15 protein-coding genes are annotated in these 21874 nt (G+C 71.4%); 7 read left to right on the forward strand and 8 right to left on the reverse strand.

Annotated elements, in window-relative coordinates; translation table 11 throughout:
• The first annotated feature begins 83 nt into the window (after positions 1 to 83).
• The 3 genes from cobN to OVY01_RS00330 all read left to right on the forward strand — a co-directional run bounded on the left by cobN (position 84) and on the right by OVY01_RS00330 (position 6237).
• Positions 84 to 4163: a cobaltochelatase subunit CobN gene (cobN, locus tag OVY01_RS00320; RefSeq protein WP_267844831.1), complete on the forward strand. Its 4080-nt coding sequence runs from the start codon at positions 84 to 86 to the stop codon at positions 4161 to 4163.
• Positions 4164 to 4231: 68 nt separating this feature from the next.
• Entirely contained in the window at positions 4232 to 5353 is a 1122-nt protein-coding gene (locus tag OVY01_RS00325; protein ID WP_267847618.1) for a magnesium chelatase ATPase subunit I, read from the forward strand.
• 119 nt (positions 5354 to 5472) lie between these two features.
• The gene (locus OVY01_RS00330; protein WP_267844832.1) at positions 5473 to 6237 is read left to right on the forward strand and encodes a vWA domain-containing protein; all 765 of its coding nucleotides are present in this window, start codon (positions 5473 to 5475) and stop codon (positions 6235 to 6237) included.
• A 30-nt stretch (positions 6238 to 6267) separates the two neighbouring features.
• On the opposite strand, the gene OVY01_RS00335 is transcribed toward OVY01_RS00330, so the two are convergent.
• The 8 genes from OVY01_RS00335 to cobG all read right to left on the reverse strand — a co-directional run bounded on the left by OVY01_RS00335 (position 6268) and on the right by cobG (position 16691).
• Positions 6268 to 8148 carry an ABC transporter ATP-binding protein gene (locus OVY01_RS00335; protein WP_267844833.1) on the reverse strand — a complete coding sequence of 627 codons (1881 nt, stop codon included), beginning with the start codon at positions 8146 to 8148 and terminating at the stop codon, positions 6268 to 6270.
• Positions 8145 to 8924: an ABC transporter permease gene (locus OVY01_RS00340; protein ID WP_267844834.1), complete on the reverse strand. Its 780-nt coding sequence runs from the start codon at positions 8922 to 8924 to the stop codon at positions 8145 to 8147. The genes OVY01_RS00335 and OVY01_RS00340 overlap by 4 nt, the downstream gene beginning before the upstream one ends.
• A gap of 98 nt (positions 8925 to 9022) precedes the next feature.
• Positions 9023 to 10057, reverse strand: a complete 1035-nt coding sequence (locus tag OVY01_RS00345) for an ABC transporter permease (RefSeq protein WP_267844835.1) — start codon at positions 10055 to 10057, stop codon at positions 9023 to 9025.
• 81 nt (positions 10058 to 10138) lie between these two features.
• The gene (locus OVY01_RS00350; RefSeq protein ID WP_267844836.1) at positions 10139 to 11818 is read right to left on the reverse strand and encodes an ABC transporter substrate-binding protein; all 1680 of its coding nucleotides are present in this window, start codon (positions 11816 to 11818) and stop codon (positions 10139 to 10141) included.
• A gap of 1 nt (position 11819) precedes the next feature.
• Positions 11820 to 13766, reverse strand: a complete 1947-nt coding sequence (gene cobJ, locus OVY01_RS00355; RefSeq protein ID WP_267844837.1) for a precorrin-3B C(17)-methyltransferase — start codon at positions 13764 to 13766, stop codon at positions 11820 to 11822.
• Entirely contained in the window at positions 13763 to 14497 is a 735-nt protein-coding gene (locus tag OVY01_RS00360) for a precorrin-2 C(20)-methyltransferase (RefSeq protein WP_267844838.1), read from the reverse strand. Before OVY01_RS00360 ends, cobJ begins: the two co-directional genes overlap by 4 nt.
• Positions 14498 to 15124 carry a precorrin-8X methylmutase gene (locus OVY01_RS00365; protein WP_267844839.1) on the reverse strand — a complete coding sequence of 209 codons (627 nt, stop codon included), beginning with the start codon at positions 15122 to 15124 and terminating at the stop codon, positions 14498 to 14500.
• Entirely contained in the window at positions 15117 to 16691 is a 1575-nt protein-coding gene (gene cobG, locus OVY01_RS00370) for a precorrin-3B synthase (protein ID WP_267844840.1), read from the reverse strand. Before cobG ends, OVY01_RS00365 begins: the two co-directional genes overlap by 8 nt.
• 154 nt (positions 16692 to 16845) lie before the next feature.
• Between cobG and cbiE the strand changes: the two genes are divergently transcribed.
• From cbiE to OVY01_RS00390, 4 genes are all read left to right on the forward strand, one after another.
• Entirely contained in the window at positions 16846 to 18111 is a 1266-nt protein-coding gene (cbiE, locus tag OVY01_RS00375; RefSeq protein ID WP_267844841.1) for a precorrin-6y C5,15-methyltransferase (decarboxylating) subunit CbiE, read from the forward strand.
• Between the two features lie 3 nt (positions 18112 to 18114).
• Positions 18115 to 18921: a cobalt-precorrin-6A reductase gene (locus tag OVY01_RS00380; protein WP_267844842.1), complete on the forward strand. Its 807-nt coding sequence runs from the start codon at positions 18115 to 18117 to the stop codon at positions 18919 to 18921.
• Positions 18918 to 19637, forward strand: coding sequence for a precorrin-4 C(11)-methyltransferase (cobM, locus tag OVY01_RS00385; protein WP_267844843.1), 720 nt, complete (start codon positions 18918 to 18920; stop codon positions 19635 to 19637). The genes OVY01_RS00380 and cobM overlap by 4 nt, the downstream gene beginning before the upstream one ends.
• 471 nt (positions 19638 to 20108) lie before the next feature.
• The gene (locus tag OVY01_RS00390; RefSeq protein ID WP_267844844.1) at positions 20109 to 21854 is read left to right on the forward strand and encodes a GGDEF domain-containing phosphodiesterase; all 1746 of its coding nucleotides are present in this window, start codon (positions 20109 to 20111) and stop codon (positions 21852 to 21854) included.
• The last annotated feature ends 20 nt before the right edge of the window (positions 21855 to 21874 follow it).

Below are 21874 nucleotides of genomic sequence, written 5' to 3' on the forward strand. Positions count from 1 at the left end.
GCCGACGATGCCATGGCCGGCGCGACGCGGCCGCCGTGCGTGCCGGCGCGCGCGCGCGTCGCATCGCGACGGGGCGCTGACGCATGCATCTGTTGCGCACCACGCCCGGCGGCTTCGTCGATGACAGCGAGGGCGTCGTGCGGATCGATCAGACGCCCGCACGCATCGTCGTGCTCAGTTCGGCGGACACGACGCTGTCGCTGCTGGCGGCCGCGCAGGCGCGTCTCGGGCCGGCATGGCCGACACTGCGGCTGGCGAACCTCGCCTTCCTGCGCCAGCCGGCGTCGGTCGATTTCTACGAAGAGGATGTGCTGCGCCACGCGGAGGTGGTCGTCGTCGACCATCTGGGCGGCGAGGCGTACTGGCCGTACGGGATCGAGCGGGTCACCGATCTCGCGGCCCGGCGCGGGCAATTGCTGGTGATGTTTTCCGGGGATCTGCAGGACGATCCGGCACTCACCGCGAAAAGCACGGCCGACCCGGCGCTGTGCCACCAATTGTGGCGCTATCTGCGCGAAGGGGGGCCGCGCAACGCCGATGCCTTCCTGCGCTGCCTCGCCTATCGCGGACTGGGCTGGGGCCACGAACCGGGCCTGCCCGAAGTCCTCCCGCCGCTGTCGATTCTGCCGCCTCCGGCCCATGCGGCGGCACTCGCCCCCTGCGGCGATGGCGAGGAGGGCGGATGCGGCAAGGCATGCAACGGCAAGGCATGCAACGGCAAGGCGTGCAACGGCAAGGCGTGCAACGGCAAGGCGTGCAACGGCCAGGGCTGCAACGGCGCGGGGTGCCGTCACCTGTCCGTCGCCCCTTGGGTGGCACGCTGGCGTCCGGGCGTCCCCACGGTGGCGATCCTGTTCTACCGCGCCCATCTGCAATCGGGCAATACGGACGTGTTCGACGCGATCGCCGCGGCGCTCGAACGGGTCGGGCTGAATCCGCTGCCGGTCGCGGTGACCTCGCTCAAGGACCCGGCAAGCGTGGCGGGCGTGCGCTGGCTGTGCGAACGGCAACGGGTGTCGCTGGTGCTGAATACCACCGCGTTCGCCGCGGCCGCCATCGCGCGCGACGGCCGGGCCGATCCGCTGGGTCCGCCGCCGGATCGTTCGGCGGATGCGTCATGGGACGCGTCGTCGGGGCGGAGACCTGGACTGGCCGATGCCGACGCGCTCGCCGGCGACGCGCCGGTGCTGCAACTCATCCTCAGCGGCGCGAACCGCGACGACTGGATGCGCGACGAACAGGGACTGCGCGCGCGCGACGTCGCCATGCATATCGCGCTGCCGGAAGTGGACGGGCGCATCATCACGCGCGCCGTCAGTTTCAAGGGCCTCGCGTATCACTGCCCGCTGACGCAGGTCGACGTGGTGCGCTACCAGGCCGATCACGAACGCATCGCCTTCGTCGCGGAATTGAGCCAACGCTGGTGCCGCCTGCGCACGTTGCCGAACGCGCGCAAACGGCTTGCGCTGGTGATGGCCAATTACCCGCTCGGCGAAGGCCGGATCGGCAATGGCGTCGGGCTCGATACACCGGCGTCGGTGGCCGGCATTCTGGCGATGCTGGCCGCGCAGGGGTATCGCGTCGACGCGCCGCCGGCGGATGGCGCGGCGCTGATGGCCTACCTGACGCGCGGCGTCACCAACGATCCGACGACGCGTGACGCCCGCCCGGCGTTCCAGAGCCTGTCGATGGCGGACTACCGGCAGGCACTCGTGGCATTGCCCGATGCGGTGCGGGCAGCGCTCGCGACGCAATGGGGCGAACCCGAGGACGACCCGACGGTGCGCGATGGCCGCTTCATGATCGCGGGCTGGCGCTTCGGCCGGGTGTTCGTCGGCATCCAGCCCTCGCGCAGCCGCGGGGCGGGAGACTACGCGAGCTATCACGATGCGCAGCTCGTGCCGCCGCATGCCTATCTGGCCTTCTATCTGTGGCTGCGGCAGACCTTCGCCGTCGACGCGGTGGTGCATGTCGGCAAGCACGGCAATCTCGAATGGCTGCCGGGCAAGAGCGTGGCGCTGGGCGCGAGCTGCTGGCCGGACCTGACGCTGGGTCCGATGCCGCATCTGTACCCGTTCATCGTCAACGACCCGGGCGAGGGTAGTCAGGCGAAACGGCGCGCGCAGGCGGTGATCATCGACCACCTGATGCCGCCGCTCACGCGCGCGGAAAGCTATGGGCCCTTGCAGGACCTCGAACGCCAGGTCGATGAATATTACGACGCGCTGCTGGTCGATCCGCGCCGCGCCAGGCTGCTGCGCCGCACGATTCTCGCGACCATCGTCGCGCATCGTCTGCACCAGGAGCTCGGACTCGCGCCGCCGACCGATCCCGACGCCGAAGACGCGTTGTTGAACCGCGCGGACGCCTACCTGTGCGAGTTGAAGGAGGCGCAGATCCGCGACGGCCTGCATACCTTCGGGGTCTCGCCCGCGGGCGTGCAGCGCCGCGACACGCTGCTGGCGCTGAGCCGCTTTCCGGTGGGCGACGGCAAGGGCGTGCGCGCGGGGCTGCTCGCCGCGCTGGCGCAGGATCTGGCCCTGGGCGACGATTTCGACGCCGTGCAGGGCGACCCCGCGCGGACATGGCAAGGTGCGCGGCCCGCGCTGCTGATGGGATGCACGGATGCGCCCTGGCGGCATCATGGCGATACGCGCGAGCGGCTGGAATTGCTGGCGCTGGCCTTGCTGGAACGCATGGGCGGACTTGAAGACGGCGGCGGGATCCCGGGCGACGCCATGGGTCGGGGCGATGCCGCGCATCCGCTCGATCGGGCGCTGGCCACCATGCCGCTCACCGGCCGGGTACTGGCGCGCATCGCCTCGCAGCTCGCGCCCCGGCTCGACGCCTGCGGCCCGCAGGAAATGCATCAGCTGGCACGGGGTCTGGCCGGCTGCTTCGTGCCGCCCGGACCCAGCGGCGCGCCCTCGCGCGGCCGGCCCGACGTACTGCCCACCGGGCGCAACTTCTATTCCGTCGATACCCGGGCGATTCCGACGCAATCGGCGTGGGCGCTCGGTCTGAAGTCGGCGAACCAACTGGTCGAGCGGCACTTGCAGGAGCATGGCGATTTTCCCCGCGCGATCGGCCTCTCTGTCTGGGGCACCGCGACGATGCGCACCGGCGGCGACGATATCGCGCAGGCCTTCGCGTTGATCGGCGTGCGCCCGCGCTGGGCCGCGGGCAGCCACCGCGTGAGCGATTTCGAGATCCTGCCGATCGCCATCTTCAACCGGCCGCGGATCGACGTCACGTTGCGGGTTTCCGGATTTTTTCGCGATGCCTTCGCCAATGTCATGCATCTCTTCGACGCGGCGGTGCAGGCGGTGGCCGAACTCGACGAACCCGAGGACGAGAACCCGATCCGCGCGCGCGTGATGCGCGAGCGCGACGCCTGGGTGGCCCGCGGCGTTGCGCCGGAAGTCGCCCGGGAGCGTGCGGGCTGGCGGGTTTTCGGCTCCCGGCCGGGCAGCTATGGCGCCGGGCTGCAATCGGTGATCGAGGGCGGCCACTGGCAGGACGACGCCGATCTGAGCGACGCGTACCAGGCCGCCGGCGGCTATGCCTATTCGCTGACGCACGACGGCGCCGAGGCCGGGGCGGTGTTCGGCGAGCGTCTGACGGCATTGGACGTGGTGCTGCAGAACCAGGACAACCGCGAGCACGATGTGCTCGATTCGAGCGATTACCACCAGTTCCAGGGGGGCATGACGGCGGCGGTTCGGCATTTGTCCGGGCAGCAACCGGTGGTCTATCTCGGCGACCACAGTCAGGCCGACGCGCCGCGCATCCGCACGCTGGGCGAGGAAATCTCCCGTGTGATCCGGTCCCGCGCCGTCAACCCGAAGTGGCTCGACGGCGTCAAGCGCCATGGCTACAAGGGCGCGGCGGAACTGGCCGACACCGTCGATTGCCTGTTCGGATACGACGCCACCGCCCGCGTCGTGAGCGATCATCAATACGCGCTGGTGACCGACGCCTACCTGAACGATCCTGCCACGCGCGCGTTTCTCGCACGCGATAATCCGCAGGCGCTGCACGCGATCTGCGAGCGGTTGCTGGAGGCGATGCAGCGCGGTCTTTGGGAACATCCCGGCGCCTACCACGACCAGGTGCGCGCGCATCTGCTCGACGCCGAACAACGTTTGGAACAGCTTTCATGACGCACGAAACGGGGCCTTTGCCGGGATCTTTCACGGGCGAGCGCGTGAACGGCGCGAGCATCGCGGGGATGCCGGCGTTTCCCTTCACCGCGCTGGTCGCGCAGGCGCGCCTGCAACTGGCGCTGCAACTCGTCGCGGTGGACCCGGGCATCGGCGGCGTGCTGATCAGTGGGCCACGCGGCACGGCGAAGTCGACGAGCGCCCGCGCGCTTGCCGACCTGCTGCCCGAGGGACGTTTCGTGAATGTGCCGCTGGGCGCCAGCGAGGCGCAATTGATCGGCACGCTCGATCTGGAGGCGGTGTTGCGCGAGGCCAGCGTGCGCTTCGCGCCGGGCCTGCTGGCTCGCGCGCATGGCGGCGTGCTGTATGTCGATGAAGTGAATCTGCTGGCCGACCATCTCGTGGATCCGCTGCTCGACGTCGCGTCGAGCGGCATCAACACGGTGGAGCGCGAGGGCGTTTCGCACCGCCATGCCGCGCGTTTCGTGCTGGTGGGCACGATGAACCCGGAGGAAGGGGCGCTGCGTCCGCAATTGAGCGATCGCTTCGGTCTCGCGGTCGCGCTGGAGAACTGCACCGATCCGCTGCTGCGTCAGCAGATCGTCAGGACGCGGCTCGCGTACGACGCCGACGCGGCGGGATTCTGCGCCGCGCATGCCGATGCGCAGCGCGCGCTGGCGGAGCGTCTCGCGCGGGCGCGGCGAGGCCTTGCGCGCCTGGGCTTCGACGATACGGTGCACGCCCACGTCAGCCGCCTGTGCATCGCGGCAGGCGTCGACGGGATGCGTGCCGATCTGGTGATGCTCAAGGCGGCGCGGGCGCTCGCGGTGTTCGAGGAGGCCGACGCCGTGACGCCCGCGCACGTGGACCGCGTCGCGGAATTCGTGCTGTGGCATCGGCGCGGGGCGTCTGCCGTGGAAGCGGGGACGGACGATGGCACCGGCAATATGACCGAAGGCGGGACCGAGGGCGGGACCGAAAGCGGGGCCGGCGCGACGGACCGGGGCACGAGCGACGACACCGACGACACCCATGACGTCGACATTGCAGGCGGCGGGGGGGCGGGCGACGTCCCGTCGCGCGGCGTGGCGGATGACGACGACGGCAAGGACTGGGGCTATGTCGCACCGACGCCGGTGCGCGGCGCGCGCGTCAAGCAGACGAGGCCGCTGCCCGCAAAAAAAGCCTGAGCCGCCGTGCGACGGACGCCTTGCCGGCGCCCGTCGCACGGCGGCCGCCTCGCGGTGCCGCGCGACAACACGCCGCGCAGGGCCGGTCCTTGCCCGGGAACGCCCGTCAGGAATCGTCCTTGCGCCAGATCGATTGGTTGTCCACCTTGCTGGAAAAGAAGCGCGCGCCGCTGGGGCGACGGCATTTGCGCTGGCGTGAACCGCGTCTGCCCGCCCTGCGGCGTTGTTTCTTTTTGCTCGACTGCTCGGCGTCGATGGTGGGCAGCGGCGCGTTGGCGCAGGCGAAAGGCTGGCTGACAGGTGTGTCGCCGTCCCTGCGACACGCCGGTGCGCACGTCGCGCTCGTGAGCTTTGGTGGAGGGCGGGCGGAGGTGCATTTCGGGCCGGGGCCGCTGCCGGACCACAGGGGGCGGAATCGGGAAATTGCGCCGGAACGTGCGCCAGGTCCGGGGCGCAAGGATGCGCCGGGTAATGGGCCGAGTAATGGGCCGAGTAATGGGCCAGGTAATGGGCCGGGTCGTGCGTCGGGTCGTGCGTCGGGTCATGGGCCGGACGACGGTCGGCAGGAGTGGGACAACGGCTGGAACGCACATTGGCTCGAACCGATCGGCGGTGGGGGCGGCACCCCGCTCGCTCTCGGGCTGGCGACATTGGTGCGCCTGCGCGACGCGCGCAGGCCAAGCGGACGGCGCAATGCCTGCATGCACGATATTCTGGTAGTACTGAGCGATGGGCGTACCGCCGAGCGGCCGCCCGCGCCGAAGGGTTTTGCGCGCATCGTGCTGGTCGATTTCGAGACCCGGCGCATTGCGTTGAACGGATGCGCCGCCCTGGCCGCGCAGTGGGGCGCGGAGTGCATGTCGAGCGGCAAGTCGCTCTGGTAAAGCCGCATACGGCCGCGGCGCGCCGCTTCGTCAACCGGGGCCTTCATCGCCCACGCGCAGCCGCGCATCGAGCAACCCTTGGGTGACCGGGTGCGCCGGCGCGCGAAAGACGGTGGCGCAGTCGCCCGCCTCGACGATCCGCCCGGCGTCCATCACCAGCACGCGATCGCAGAGCAGCCGCACGAGTTCGAGATCGTGCGAGATGAACACCAGCGCCATGCCATGCGCGCGGCGCAGCGCGTCGATGGTGCGCACGATCGACGCCTGGGTCGTCATGTCGAGCGACGCGGTGGGCTCGTCGAGGATCAGCAGGCGGGGGCGGCTCGCCAGCGCACGGGCGAGGCCGACGCGGGTCGCTTCGCCGCCCGACAGTTGATGGGGCCGTCGATCGAGTAGCATGAGCGGCAGGGCCACCTTGGCGGCGAGCGTCGCGATGGCGTCGTCCAGGGACGGCGGGCGACTGCCTCTCCCGAGTGCGTCGTCGGCCCCGCTCCCGGCTCGCGCGCCGCGCCAGGGCGCGGCGATCGCGTCGCGCACGCGGCTCAGCGGGTCGAGGCTGGCCCGCACATCCTGGAAGACGAGTTGCAGCGCGCCGCGCCATCGTGCGCCGGCCGCGCGGCGCGGACTGACGGCCGCGATGTCGATGCCCTCGAAGACGATGCTGCCGGCGTCGATGGCGGTGACGCGGGCGAGCACGTGTGCCAGCGTGGATTTTCCGCATCCCGATCTTCCCACGATGCCAAGCGCCTCGCCCGGCGCGATGTCGAAACCGATGTCCTCCAGTATCGGCTTGCCGCGACCGGCGCCTGTCGTGACGCCGCGCACCGAGAGCACCGGGGCGGCCGGGGAGCAGACGGTTTGCGGGACGCGCGCGAGAACTGGAATGGCGGTGGGCGTGGAAGCCGGCGCGGCGGTGAATGCGTTGGGTACGACGGGTACGACGGGTACGACGGGTGCGACGGGTACGACGGGTACGACGGGTACGACGGGTGCGACGGTCGGCGCACCCGTCCCCAGCGCCGCGACATCGCATGCGGTTCGCGGCATCGCGGCGATCAGCGCCCGCGAGCAGGGATGGACGGCATCGGCCAGAAACCGGCCGGCGGCCTGGATCTCGACGATCCGGCCGGCGTGCAGCACGGCGATGCGCGTGCAGGCATGACACGCGACGGCCAGGTCGTGCGTGATCAGCAGCGTGCTCATCGCGCGGGTCGTCGCGACGTGCCGGAGGAGGTCGAGCACGCGCGCCTGCGTGCGCGTGTCGAGCCCGGTCGTGGGCTCGTCGGCGATCAGCAGCCGCGGGCGGCGTGCGAGCGCCAGGGCGATCAGGACACGCTGGCACATTCCGCCCGAGAGTTCGAACGTGTACCGGTCGAGGCAATCCGCCGGAGCGTCCAGGCCCACTTCGACGAGCAGGGCCAGCGCGGCCGCGCGCCGTTCGCCGCGCGGCATGCCGGCCGCGCGCAGCACGTCGTCGAGTTGCGCGCCGACGCGGCGCACCGGCGAGAGGGCGGCGCGTGGATCCTGGAAGATCATCGCGGCAGGGTGCGTGCCTGCCGCTCCCGGGGCGCGCCGGTCCGCCGCGCCGTGGGCCGTGCCGGGGGCGATGTCGACGGTGCCGCGCCGTCGATGGACGCCGTCCGGGAGCACCCCGGCGATCGCGAGGCCGGTGAGGGTCTTGCCCGAACCGCTCGCGCCGATCAAGCCCAGGCACTCGCCCGGCGCGATGTCGAACGACAGGTCGTCGACGAGCGCTTGCGCCGCCTGCTCGCCCATGCCGCCTCGCACGGCGCCGAGCACGGCTCTCCGCACGCTCTCCCGCACGCCGCCCCATGCGCGCGTCCCCACGCGCTCCCGCGGCCCGATCCGCGCCAGCGATAGATGCGCGACACGCAGTACCGGTTCGCTCATCGCCGCCTCGGATCGAAATGGTCGCGCAGCCGGTCGCCGGCGAGGGTCAGCGCGAAGACTGCCGAACACAACGCCAGACCCGGGAACGTCGCCAGCCACCATTGCCCGGTCATCATGAAGCGGGCCCCCTCGCCGACCAGCACGCCCCATTCCGCGGTGGGCGGGCGGATGCCCAGGCCGACGAAGGAAAGGCCGGCGCCGTTCAACATCGCCCAGCCAAGGTTCACGCTCATCTGCACGATCAAGGACGGCAACACGTTCGGCAGCAGCACGCGCGCGAGGATGCGCGCGTCGCTCCAGCCCGCCAGACGCGCGGCGCCGACATAGGGCGCGTGCAATCGCACGCCCACCTCGGCCCCCGCGAGCCGGACGTAGAACGGCAGGTTGATGAGCGCGGTCGCGAGCACGACGCTGCCGACCGAATTGCCGAAGACGGCGGCCAGGGCCAGTGCGACGACGAACAGCGGAAACGCCATCGCGACGTCGATCGTGCGTTGCAGCAGCCGCTCCGGCGCGCCGCCGAGCAGGGCGCCGCCCGCGCCGAGCGCGCCGCCGACGCACGCGGACAGGATCACGGCCGCGAAGGCCATCGCGAGATCCAGGCGCGAGGCGATCACCACGCGGGCGAACAGGTCGCGGCCGATCAGGTCGGTACCGAACCAGTGGCGGGCGGAGGGCGGGGCGAGCGCGTGCAGGATGTCCGGTCGATCGGGGTTCAGACCGAGCGTGGCGACGACGACAGGGCCGAGCACGGCGAGCGCGCCCAGCAGGGCCATGGCCGCCCAGGCGGGCCAGCGGTGCCGCCGACGACGTGGCGAGCGTGGCGGGACCGGCGGAGACGGTGCGGCTTCCCGCCCGGCACGGTGCGGCCCGTTCACGGGGACCGCCGCGCGCGCGGGTCGAGCCAGGCGACCAGCAGATCGACCAGCAGGTTGAGGATGACGAAAACGAGCGCCACGCAGAGGATGAAGCCCTGCAGCGGCGCGTAGTCCGACGCGGCGAGCGCATCGAGCGCGTAACTGCCGATGCCCGGCCAGGCGAACACTTTTTCGACCGCGACGTTGGCGCCGAGCAGATAGGAGAACACCATGCCGAGCGTGGTGACGATGGCCGGTGCGGCCTGTGCCAGCGCGTAGTCGCGCAGCACTACATGCGCCGGCAGGCCGAGGCTGCGCGCGGTGCGCACCGCGTCGCCGCCGAGCGCCTCCAGCAGCGCGGAGCGGGCGATCCGCGCGATCGGTGCGACCCCGAACAGCGCCATCGTGCCGGCGGGCAGCAGCAGATGGCGCGCGGCGTCGGTCCAGGCGACGGCGTCGCCGGCCAGCGCGGCGTCGATCAGCAGGAAGCCGGTGCGCGCCGGGGGCGCGAGCAGCAGCGGATCGAGGCGCCCGGTGGGTTCCGGCGCCCAGCCGAGACGAAAGTAGCAGACGTGGATCAGCAGCAGCGCGATGAAGAAGCTCGGCAGGCTGCCGCCGACGCTGGCCACCATCCGGCAGAGATGATCCGGCCAGCGGCCGGGGCGCAGCGCCGCGGCCACGCCCAGCGCCAGCCCGGCGCACAGGCTGACCGCGAAACCGCAGACGGTCAGTTCGAGGCTCGCGGGCAAACGCGTGCGCAGGTCGTCGCGCACGGCGTCTCCGGTCATGAACGAGTGGCCCCAGTCGCCCTGTAGCAGCGCCCGCAGATAACGCCAGAATTGCCGTGGCAGGCTGAGGTCGAGGCCCAGGCGATGACGCAGCGCGGCGAGGCCTTCCGGTGTCGCGCCGAGGCCCGAGGCGAGATGCGCCACCGGGTCGCCGGGCAGCAGCCGCGCCAGGAAGAAGGTGAAGACCGCCGCGCCGGCGACCACCGGCAGCGCGCCCAGCACGCGGCGCAGCAGCACTGCGGGCAGTGTCGGGCGCTGCTTCACGGGCACCGTTTCACGGGCGGCGCGGGCATCCGCGCGGGCCCGCGCGTCGTTGCCGGATACGCGCGCCGGCCCTTGCCGCGCTCAGGCCCGCTGCAGGGGGCGAAAATCGACCTGGGCATGGATGTAATAGGTGAAGCCGCGCAGGTCGCTGCGCATCGCGATGTCGAACGACGGCAACCACAGCGGCAGGAGCGGGGCGGCACGGATCACCAGCGCGGCTGCCTGCCGCATCAGCGCGTCGTAGCGCGCGGGATCGGTTTCCCAGCGCGCCGCGTCGGTCAGCCTGACGAGAGCCGGGTCGCTGAACGACGCGAAGTTCCAGCGCCAGTCGCCCTCGAAGAAGATGCGATAGAAATAGTCCGGGTCATTGAGCCAGGCGGAGGACCAGTCGATGAAGAAAGGCAGGCGTTTCTCGGTCTGCAGCGCGCCCCATTGGGCGCCCGGCGCTTTCTCGATCGTGATGTCGATGCCGACCGCCTTGAGCGCTTGCTGTACCAGGAGCGCGGCCGGTTCGGCGATATCCGAATCGGTCGCGTTGTACGTCAGCGTGGTCTTGAAACCGTTCGGCAGGCCGGCTTCCCTGAGCAACGCGCGCGCCTGGTCCGGGCGGGTCGCATACGGATAGGGCTGCGGCCAGCGCGGCGCGGGCGGGCTGCCGGGTGCCGCGCCGAAGAGCCGCGTGCCGTGCCCGCGCGCCACGCCGCCGAACAGATCCTCGTAAGGCAGCGCGAAGGCGATCGCCTGGCGAACGCGCACGTCGTCGAAGGGTTTGATCTGCGTGTTGAAGGCGATGAAACGGAACGTGTTGGTGAGCGGAATCGACAGCGTCGTCACGCCGGGCAGCTTGCCGGCGGCGTCGAAGTCGCGGGGGGCGAGTTGCAGCGCGATGTCGGCGTCGCCCCGGGCCAGCGCGGCGCTGCGGTTCGCCGCCTCGGGCACCGCCTGGACGATCGCGCGGCGCATGAAGGGCAGCGCGCCGCTGCGCCAGGCGTCGTTGCGCACATAGTCGACCCGCTGACCGCTTTGCCAGTCTGCGACGCGATAGGCCCCGCCGCCGGCGGCGTTGCTGCGCAGCCAGGCGGTGCCCCAGGGATCGTCGGCACCGGCGTGCGCGCGAATGACGTCCGCGTCGAGGATCGATGTGTAGCTCAGGGCGAGATTCGGCAACGCGTAGCGGTCCGGACGCGGCAGATCGATGCGCAGCGTGAACGGGTCCTCGACGACGAACTGGGCCGGGTCCGTCAGCGAACCGGATGCGAGCTGCCGTTTCGACGCCGGCAGGGCGACCGCGCGGTCCAGCGACCATTTCACGGCATTGGCGGTGACGAGCGCGCCGCTATGAAAGCGCGCGTCGCGCCGCAGATGGAAACGCCAGGCGCGACCGTTGTCGAGCGGTTCGAACGCGGTCGCGAGTTCGCCCTTCATGTGACGGTAATCGTAATGGTAGGCGTGGCCCGGAATCACCGTGCGGTCGAACTGCAGCAGCCGGTCGTAGACGTTCGTGAACGCGCCGATCGATTCGCGGTTGAAACTGTCGCCATGCGGGTCCAGCGAATTCGGCGCGCCCTGCGCGAGTACCCGGACGATTTCGCGGCGTGACGGAGCGGACGCCGGGGTCGACGCGTTGGGGGCGTCCGCCGCCCGCGCGACGCCGGTGCCCAGGAGCGCGGTCATGGGCAGGCCGAGCGGGCCGGCGCAGGCGTTCGCGAGCGAACCCGCCAATGTGTGCGTGCTACCTTTGATGAAACGACGGCGATCCAAATCAGACTCCTTGTTCGGGGTACCAGCGCGGGGTGTAGACCCATTCGCGCCCATCGGCGGTCGTGAAGCGCCGGGTCGTGGACGAACCGATGATCACCATGGTGCGCATGTCGACCTGCCCGGCGTGCACCGCGTCGAGCGTCACGGTACGCAGCGTGGCGCCGGGACGCCCGATGTCGCGACCGAGCACGACCGGCGTGGCGGGCGCGCGCGCGGCGCGCACGATCTCGAACGCGCGGTCGAGCTGCCAGGGCCGCGCGCGCGAGACGGGATTATAGAATGCCATCACCAGGTCCGCCTCGGCGGCGAGGCGCAGGCGGCGTTCGATGACCGGCCAGGGTTTCAGATTGTCCGACAGCGACAGGATGCAGAAGTCGTGACCCAGCGGCGCGCCGGCGCGGGCCGCCGCGGCCATGGCCGCCGAGATGCCGGGCACGATCTCGAGCCCGACGCCGGACCATGCGCCGCGCGGGTCGGCTTCCAGCGCTTCGAATACCGCGGCGGCCATCGCGAAGACGCCGGGGTCGCCCGAGGACACGAGCACGACGTCGCGGCCGCTCGCGGCAAGGTCCAGCGCATGGCGGGCGCGCTGCATTTCCTCGCGGTTGTCCGTGCCGTGCACGCGCTGGCGCGCCGCGAAGGGGCCGGCCATGTCGACATAGGTCGTGTAGCCGAGGATGTCGTCCGCGTCCCGCAGCGCGTCGCGCGCCGCCGGGGCGAGCAGCGCCTTGTCGCCGGGACCGATGCCGACCACGCGCAGCGTGCCGCGCTGGCGGCCTATGGATTCGGCGGCGATCGGGCCATCGGCGATGTGCAGCGCCACGCGCTCCGCTTCCCCCGCGACCGGTGTCGCGCGATCCGATGGGTTTCGGGCGTCTGCGGGGGTGTGGGTGGGCGTGCCGGCGGGTGTGTCGGGCGGTGCGCTGGCACCGTTCGGCGCGAGACCCGCCGCCGCGAGCAGGTGCAGGGGACGTCGCGGCACGTCGTGTCGCGCCGGGCAGTCGACGAAGCGACACGGCACGCCGAGCCGCGTCGCCGCGGCGGCGAGCGCCGCGTTGCCGATATGCGCGGCGTCGGCGAGCAGCGCGGCGAGCGCGGACGGCGCGACCCCCTGCGCCCGCAGCGCGGCGTGGACCCAGACGACGATCCTGTCGGCATCGGCATCGGCATCGGCATCGGCATCGGCATCGACATCGGCATCGGCACCGGCCACGTCGGGTACGACCGCCGCAACCACCGCGCGCGGATGGATCACCAGCACGTCGCGCCTGCCGTCATCGGCCGCCGCGGTCGTCACCCGGATCGACAGACGGGCGTCGTGCGCGCGCGGCAGGGCAAGTTCGTCGAGCCAGGGAGCGCTGCCCTCGATGCGCGCCGTTTCGCCGGCCAGCAGGTCCGAGACGAAGTGCTTGCCCTGCTCCAGGTCGGCGAGCGCATAGCCGGCGGGCGGGTCGAGCAGGCAGGCGCCGAAGCGCAGCTCGCCGCTGGTCGTGATGGCGGGGGCGACGTCGAGCGCGGCGGCGATCCGCCGGGCCAGCGTGTTGACGCCGGCGAGTCCTCCCAGGAGCGGCACGACGGCGCTGCCGTCCTCGGCCAGCGCGAGCACCGGCGGTTCGCGGGTCTTTGCCGCGGCGTCGCCACCGGGCGTATCCAGACGTGCGCCGATGGCTTGCGCGAGGCAGCGGATCAGGATGCCGGCCGCGCACAGACCGATGATCGGATGGCCCGCGCGATAGAGCGCGCGCAGATGCGGGCCGAGTTCCGTGAAGCCGGTCTCGACGTCGACGCGTCCGGCAAGCCCGTGGATGCGCGCACCGGGCAGGCAGGCGCGCACGCGCCGTGCGGTGGCCAGTGCGCCGGGACCCAGCACGACGATGACGGGGGCAGCCTCCGGGCCTGGCCCGGCCTGGCCCGGCCCGATGGGATGCACGCCGCCAGGAGACGTCATTTGCGCCATTTTTCCCCCGGAACGAGCAGCAGCGAGAAATACGGCGACGACATCGGATCGACCGCGTCGATGGGCACGATCCGCTGGCGCGCCATCGTCGCCCGCTCGATGTACAGGGCGCGGTGCGACAGGCCGAGCCGGTCGAGCACGCGGCGCACCTTCTCGAAATTGCGGCCGAGTTTCATGATGACCGCGGCGTCGCTGTCGGCCAGCCGCCGTTCCAGTTCCGCCTCGGGCAGCACGCCCGAGAGAATCGACAGGCTCTGATTCCGGTACACCAGCGGCACGCCCAGCATCGCCGCTCCCCCGAGCATCGAACACACGCCCGGCACCACTTCCGCTTCATAGCGCTCGGCGAGCCGGTCGTGCAGATACATATACGAACCGTAGAAGAACGGGTCGCCCTCGCAGATCACGGCGACGTCGCGGCCCGCGTCCAGATGCGCGGCGACCTGCGCGGCGGCGGCGTCGTAGAAATCGGCGATGACCGTTTCGTAGCACAACGGCGGCGCGAGTGTCTCGGTGGTCACCGGATAGACCAGGGCGAGCCGTTGCTGGGCCGCGTCGAGGTGCGCTTCGATGATCGAGAACGCGTTGCCGGTCTTGCCCCGGGCGACGAAATAGGCGACCACCGGCGCGGCGCGCAACAGTCGCAGCGCCTTGACGGTGATCAGTTCGGGGTCGCCGGGACCGACGCCGAGCCCGAGCAGGCGTCCCGCGGAGGCCACCATTTATTCGATCTCCGTGGCGAGCGCGTTGACGGCGGCGGCCACCATCGCGCTGCCGCCGCGGCGGCCCGCGATCGCGACGAAGGGGACGCCGCGGCTGTCTGCGGCCAGCATGGCCTTGGATTCGGCCGCGCCGATGAAGCCGACGGGGAAACCGAGGATCAGCGCCGGACGCGGGGCGCCGGCGTCGAGCATCTGCAGCAGATGAAAGAGCGCGGTGGGGGCGTTGCCGATGGCGACGACACTGCCGGCGAGATCGTCGCGCCAGAGTTCGAGCGCGGCCGCGGAGCGGGTGTTGCCGAGGTCCGCGGCGAGCGTCACGACGCGCGGATCGTTCAGCGTGCAGAGGACCCGGTTGTTCGCGCGCAGCCGGCTGCGGGTCACGCCGTCGGCGACCATGCGCGCGTCGCACAGGACCGGCGCGCCGGCGGCCAGCGCGGCGCGGCCGGCCACGCCGGCGCCCGGCGAGAAGCGCAGGTCGTCGACGATATCGACCATGCCGCAGGCGTGGATGACGCGCACGGCGAGTTTTTCCAGGTCGGGCGGCACGCCGTCGAGGCGGGCCTCGGCGCGAATCGTCGCGAACGAGCGGCGATAGATTTCGCTGCCGTCGCGGATGTAATCAAGCATGAGCGGTGGAATGGAAGGCAATCGGAGACACCGCCGCGGCGGCGATGCGTCGCCCGGCTTCGTCAAGGGTAAGGTCGGTCGCGACGCGCCGGCCGAAGTCGCGCGCGGGCGTGCCAGGAGCGCCGGGAGCGCCGGGAGCGCCGGCGCCGGGTGGGCTGACCGTCGTCCCGGAAACGCGCTCCACCGGGCCGGCGGGCGGCATGTGCGTCGGCCCGGCGGTATCCCGCGCATCGTACAGGTCGTAGCGTTCGCCGGGAACGGCGACGAGCGTATAGGGCGTCGTGTGTCCCGCCGCGCAACCACGGTCGCACCCGCTCAGATGGACTGCGACCGGCAGCGGCAGGCCGGCCGCCAGACGCCGCGCGTCGGCTTTCGTGTCGGCATGTCCCTTCGCGCAGCCGGGCGCGCCGGCGCAGGCGAGCAGGGCGCCCAGCGGCGCGTCGGCCGAGCCGATCAGGCCCGCGTCGCGCAGTCCGGCGGTGACGGCCGCCACGGCCTCGGCGGCGCCGTCCACGTGCGGCAATAGCACGCCTTGCCAGGGCGTGAGGCGCAGCGTGCCGTCGCCATGGCGCTCCGCGAGGCCGGCAAGCGCGCGCAACTGCATGGGGTCGAGCCGGCCGAGCGGGGCTTGCGCGCCGACATGACGCCGCGCCGCGGTCGGATCGTCCGGCGTGGCGCATTGCGGCACCGCGCCGAAACGCGCGGTGGCATCGGCCGGGGGGCGGCGCGCCGCGGCGATCGCCGGGCCCCGCCGCAGCGTGACCGCCGCGCGCGCCTGCGCGTCGGCGAGGAGCGGCGCGGCGGGGTGGCGCAGCAGCAGGTGGCGCATCCGGGTTTCGCCGGGGCGGCGGCGTTCGAGAAAGAGCGCGATCAGCGCGATCAGCAGGGCCGGTGCCTGCGCGGCGCTGACCGCCGCGAGGGCCCCGGCGTCGGCCGGTCGCAGCGGTGGCGAACCGGCGAGACCGATGCCCAGCCAGGCGGTCGGCTCGTCCGAAATGGGCGTCGTCTGCGCCAGGTCCGCAGTCTGCGCCGTCTCCGCCGGGGCGAGGGCGCTCAGCCAGATATCGTGATGATGGTCCGCCATCGCCAGCGTTTCGCCGCCATCGATCTGTACGGAAAATTTCGGCGAGAGCGACGGCACGCCCGCGTCGGACGCGGCGAATGCCTGTTCCAGCCGCATCAGTACGGCGCGGCCGAGCGCGCGCGTGTCGAACAGGGCGCCGCGGTCGATTCCCGCGGCGGGGCTGAGCATGACGTTGCGCACTTCGTCCGCGCCCGGCGTGGCCGCGCCCAGTCCCGCGGCGCGCAGCGCGGCCGGCAGCGCCGCGTAATGCGCGGGGGCGATGCCGCGCAATTGCAGATTCGACCGGTTCGTCAGTTCCAGCACGCCGCTGCCGAAGCGCTCGCTGGCGGTGGCGATCGCCCGTGCCTGCGCGGCGCTCAGCGCGCCGCCCGGCAGCCGGACGCGGCAGATCCCGCCGTCGCGCGCCGCGACGATGCGCAGCATCCCCGGGCATCCTGACGGGGGCGCGGGGATGGGCGATGGCGGTGACAGGGGTGCGTCCAAGGGTGTTCCGGGAACGAGTGCCGGGTGACGGGCGAGGGCCGTATTATGCCTCGCATTGCGTTCGGACCGGCACCGGCACGTCGGCCGACGCACGATGGCATTACAATGCGCCGACGAACGTATCGCGAAAAGAGGTCCTGGAGGGACCGGAAGCATGGGTTGCTGGCTCACCATCGTGGGAATCGGGGAAGACGGTCTCGCCGGCCTGGGGCGCGAGGCGCGCCGCTGCGTGCTCGGCGCGCAACGCATCGTGGGCGGCGAGCGTCACCTCGCGCTGCTGCCGGCGCGTCTGGCCGCGCGCGCCCACGCCTGGCCGCGCCCGTTTTCCGTGGACGCGCTGCTCGCGGCGCGGGATGTGCCCACCTGCGTGCTGGCGAGCGGCGACCCGATGCTGTACGGCGTCGGCGCGACGCTCGCGCGGCGGCTCGCGGCCGACGAGATGCGCATCCTGCCGGCGCCGTCGTCGTTCTCGCTGGCGGCGGCGTGGATGCGCTGGGCCGTGCACGAGGTCGCGCTGGTGTCGCTGGTCGGCCGGCCGCTGGCCACCTTGCAGCGCGCGCTGTTCCCGGGCAACCGCCTGCTGGTGCTGAGCGCCGACGGACACACCCCCGCGGCCGTCGCGGCGCTGCTCACCGCGCGCGGTCTGGGCGCCAGCCGCATGACGGTTCTCGCGCATCTGGGCGGACCGCGGCAACGTATCGTGGATGCGCCTGCGCGCGACTGGCCGCCCGGCGCGCAACCGGCGCTCAACGTGGTGGCGGTCGCGTGCGCGGCGGATAGCGCGCCGCAGGCCGCCGCGGCCGGGCTCGCGTTCGCGTCCTCCTTGACGACCTCCGGCCTGCCCGACGAGGCCTACCGGCATGATGGGCAACTGACCAAGCGCGATGTGCGGGCGATCGTGCTGGCGCGTCTCGGGCCGCTGCCGGGCGAGTGTCTGTGGGATGTCGGCGCGGGCTGCGGCTCGATCGGCATCGAATGGATGCGCAGCGATGTGCGCTGTCGCGCGATTGCGATCGAAGCCGACGCCGGGCGCCAGGCATTGATCGCGGTAAACCGCGATGCGCTCGGGGTTCCCGCATTGACGCTCGTCGCCGGCGCCGCCCCGGCCGCGCTCGACGGCCTGCCCGCGCCCGACGCGGTCTTCATCGGCGGCGGCGTCACCGCGCCGGGCGTGCTCGACGCCTGCTGGACGGCGCTGAAACCCGGCGGACGACTGGTGGCGAACGCGGTGACGCTGCAAGGCGAAACGGCGTTGCTCGCCTGGCGCGCGCGACATGGCGGCGACCTGAGCCGGATCGATCTCGCCTACGCGGCGCCGCTGGGCGGATTCGAAACCTGGCGGCCGGCGTTGCCGATCACGATGCTGGTGTCGCGCAAGGCCGCCGTTGCGGCCGACGGCGCGCCCGCCGCGGCGCATTGACCGATGGCGCGGCGTCTGCTGCTCCTGGGGGGCACCGGCGAGGGCCTGGCGATCGCCCGCCAGCTTGGCGCCGGCGATATCTACAGCATCGCCGGGCTCGGCGTCACGCCGGTGGCGCTGCCCTGCGCGGTCCGCGTCGGGGGCTTCGGCGGGGCGGACGGGCTGGCGCGTTTCGTCCTGGCGCAGGGCGTCACGACCCTCGTCGACGCAACCCACCCGTACGCCGCCCGGATCAGCGCGAACGCGCTGGCCGCAGCGCATGCGACCGGCATTCCCTGCTGGACGCTACGGCGCCCGCCATGGCGATGCGCGCCCGGGGATGACTGGCGCGAGGTGGAGGACTGGGACGGCATCGTCGCGGCGCTCGTGCCGTTCCGGCGCCCGCTGTTCACCCTCGGCCGCGCGCCGCTGGCGCATCTGCACGCGATTCCCGCGCATCAGCATTGGGTCGTGCGCTGTCTCGATCCCGCGGCCGCCGCGCCGGGTGTCGTGCAGACGACGGATCATTCCGGACGCGCGACGCTGGTCGCCGCGCGCGGTCCGTTCGCCATCGACGACGAGCGCGCGTTTTTCACCGACGCGCGCATCGACGTGATCGTCAGCAAACTCAGCGGCGGCGCGGCGACGCAGGCCAAGCTCGACGTGGCCCGCGAGCGCGGTCTGCCCGTCGTCATGCTCGCGCGGCCGGGACGCCTCGTCGGCGCTCTGCCCGACGCCGCGCCTGCGGACGACCCGCAGCCCGCGCGTGTCTTCGCCTCCGCCGCGGAAGTACTCCGCGCGCTGGCCGACCCTTCCTGGAACACTGCATGACCATTTACTTCATCGGCGCCGGTCCCGGCGATCCCGAACTCATCACGGTCAAGGGCCAGCGGCTCATCCGCCAGTGCCCGGTGATCCTGTTCGCCGGTTCGCTGGTGCCGCCCGCGGTGCTCGACGGTCATGCCGCGCGGGAAGTGATCGACACCGCCGATCTCGATCTCGACCGGATCATCGAACTGCTCGCGCGCGCCGACGCCGCGGGCGACGATGTGGCCCGGGTCCATTCCGGCGATCCTTCGCTGTACGGCGCGATCGGCGAGCAGATGCGCCGGCTGCGGGCGCTGGGAATCGGGTACGAGATCGTGCCGGGCGTCACCGCGACGGCCGCCAGCGCGGCGACGCTGGGCAAGGAACTGACCCTGCCCGGCATCTCGCAGACCGTGATCCTGACGCGTTACGCGAGCAAGACGGCGATGCCGGAGGGCGAGCAGTTCGCGGACCTCGCGCGGCATGGCGCGACGATGGCGATCCACCTCGGCGTGCGTCATTTGCCGCAGATCGTCGCGGCGCTCGTGCCGCATTACGGCAGCGACTGCCCGATCGCCATCGTCTACCGCGCGAGCTGGCCCGACGAACGCACGGTGAGCGGCACGCTGGCCGATATCTGCGCGCGCGTGCCGGCGGATGTCTCGCCGCGCACGGCGCTGATTCTCGTCGGTCGTGTCCTCGACAGCGAGGACTTCGACGACTCGACGCTGTATGCATGAAGCGCGTGGCGTCAAGCGCCGGAGCCATGCCGTGGGAAAGGGTCCGGCGCGCGGGTGCGCGCCCTTGCGCGCACCCTGTCCGGCAGGCCTGACGCGGCGGCGGCGGGGGGCGGAATTTTCACTCAAAACGCGCGGCAGGCGGGAGAATTTGCGTTTTCTTCGCGTGGGGTGTTGTGTGAAATGATCGCCTTTCTTCATCTGGCGCCGGAACGCTGTCGTCAGTCTGCCGCCCGTGTTATAACCGCCCGGTTGGGAGCGACCGGCATGCCGGTCGCCGCGCCGCGCGCGGTTCGCGGGAAACCGTGCGCGGCAGGGGATGACGCCCGTACATCGCGTCCGAAGACGACGTCCGAATCGCCCATATTGCGCCGACGCAATGTCCGGGTATGCCACGCTGAATAGAATATGATCAACGCACAGGCTTTTGAAGAAGAAGGACCCGAGGAATCGTTTGGTTCGGAGGCCCCAGAGATGGCCACTTCGGAAAATTTCGATCAAATCACGCGCCTCGCGGCCTTCTGCTTCAACGTGCCCAGCGCGCTGATCCTGATGGTGGATCTGGACCAGTGCTGGTTCTGCTCCAGCCTGGGCATCGCGCCCGTGGATGCGGCCGCGGCGGAGGCCCTGTGCCGCGATACGATACGGCGCGGCGGCCTGATCGAGATTCCCGATCTGGCCGCGCTGGCGGATGACGCCGCGACCAGCGCCGCTGACGACGCGGTCGGCAACGCGCGCGTGCTGCTGCCGCCCGGCGTGGACACCCGCCGGCTGGGTTTCTATGCGGGCATCGCGCTGGTCGACGACACCGGCCGCACGGTGGGCGCGCTGAGCATCCTGGATACCCGGCCGCGCACGCTGCGCGACGCCGATCGCGAGCAGCTCACCGCGCTGGGACGTCTGGCGATGACCGAAATCGCGCTTCGGCAATCGGACGGCCGCCGCGACGCGATGACCGGCCTGCCCAACGAGCGGCAACTGGTCGCGGACCTGCACGACGCGGCATTGCTCGCCCGTGGCGAATACCGGCTGCTGGTGTTCGTCGATACCTTCGACGTGGCCAGCGCCCGCGCATTGACGCAGACGCTGGGCAGCGGTCCGATCGATGCGCTGATGGTGCAGATGGCGGAGCGGTTGAAGGAACACCTCGAAGGCTTGTCGGATGTCTACCGCGTCGCGGAGACCCGTTTCGGCTTCGTCACGGACTGCCGCGAAACCGACGACCCCGAACCGTTCATCGCCGAACTGTCGCAATTCATCGGGCGTACCGCGCTTGCCGCCGGCATCCCGATCCGTCCGGCGATCCGTGCGGGTCTGGTGAAGCTGCGCCTGCGCGAGGAGGGGGTGACGGAAGCGCTTCGGCAGGCCGAGGCCGCGGTCGATGCATCGGTGGCATCGAATCGTACCTGGACGGCCTACGACGCGGAGAAGGACGCCGTATCGCAGCGCTCGTACACCCTCGCGACCGGGCTCGAGCGCGCGCTCGCGAACAACGAGTTCTATCTTGTCTATCAACCGCGCCTGAACATGCGCACCGGCCGCATCGCGTCGGTGGAAGCGCTGGTGCGCTGGAAACACTCGGTCCTGGGCACCCTGTTTCCGGGCGAATTCATTCCGATCGTCGAACGCACGGCGTTGATGCAGGCGCTGACCCACTGGGTCGCCAACGCATCGCTTGCGCAGCTGGCGATCTGGCAGCGTGCGTTTCCCGAACTGCATCTGTCGATCAATCTGTCTTCGCGCGATTTCGAGACGGGGGAGCTGACCGGCGCGTTGACGCAGGCCTGCGAACGTCACCGGATCGCGCCGGGCATGCTCGAGGTCGAGGTCAAGGAAGGCGACTGGGTGCGCGGCGACGCCGTCTTCGAACAGCTCACCGCGATCCGCGCCGCCGGCATTCTCGTGGCGATCGACGACTTCGGCTCGGGATTCAGCAATTCCGGGTTTTTGCGCGATGTCCCCGCCGACGTCCTCAAGATCGATCCCTCGCTGATCCTCGACCTGGCCGACAACGAGCGGCATCAGACCATCGTCCGCTCCATCCTCGATCTTGGGCGCGAACTGGGCTACCGCACGGTTGCCGAAGGGGTCGAATCCGAAGCCACGCTGGCCCTGCTGCGCGAGTGGCAGTGCGAGGAAGCGCAGGGCTATCTGATCGCGCGTCCGGTGGGCGCGAATGCGATCGGCGAGCTGTTGCACAAGTTCGCCGGGACGGCGTGAAAAAGGGTTGCTTATCTATC

This window comes from Robbsia betulipollinis (assembly GCF_026624755.1).
Taxonomy (GTDB): Bacteria; Pseudomonadota; Gammaproteobacteria; order Burkholderiales; family Burkholderiaceae; genus Robbsia; species Robbsia betulipollinis.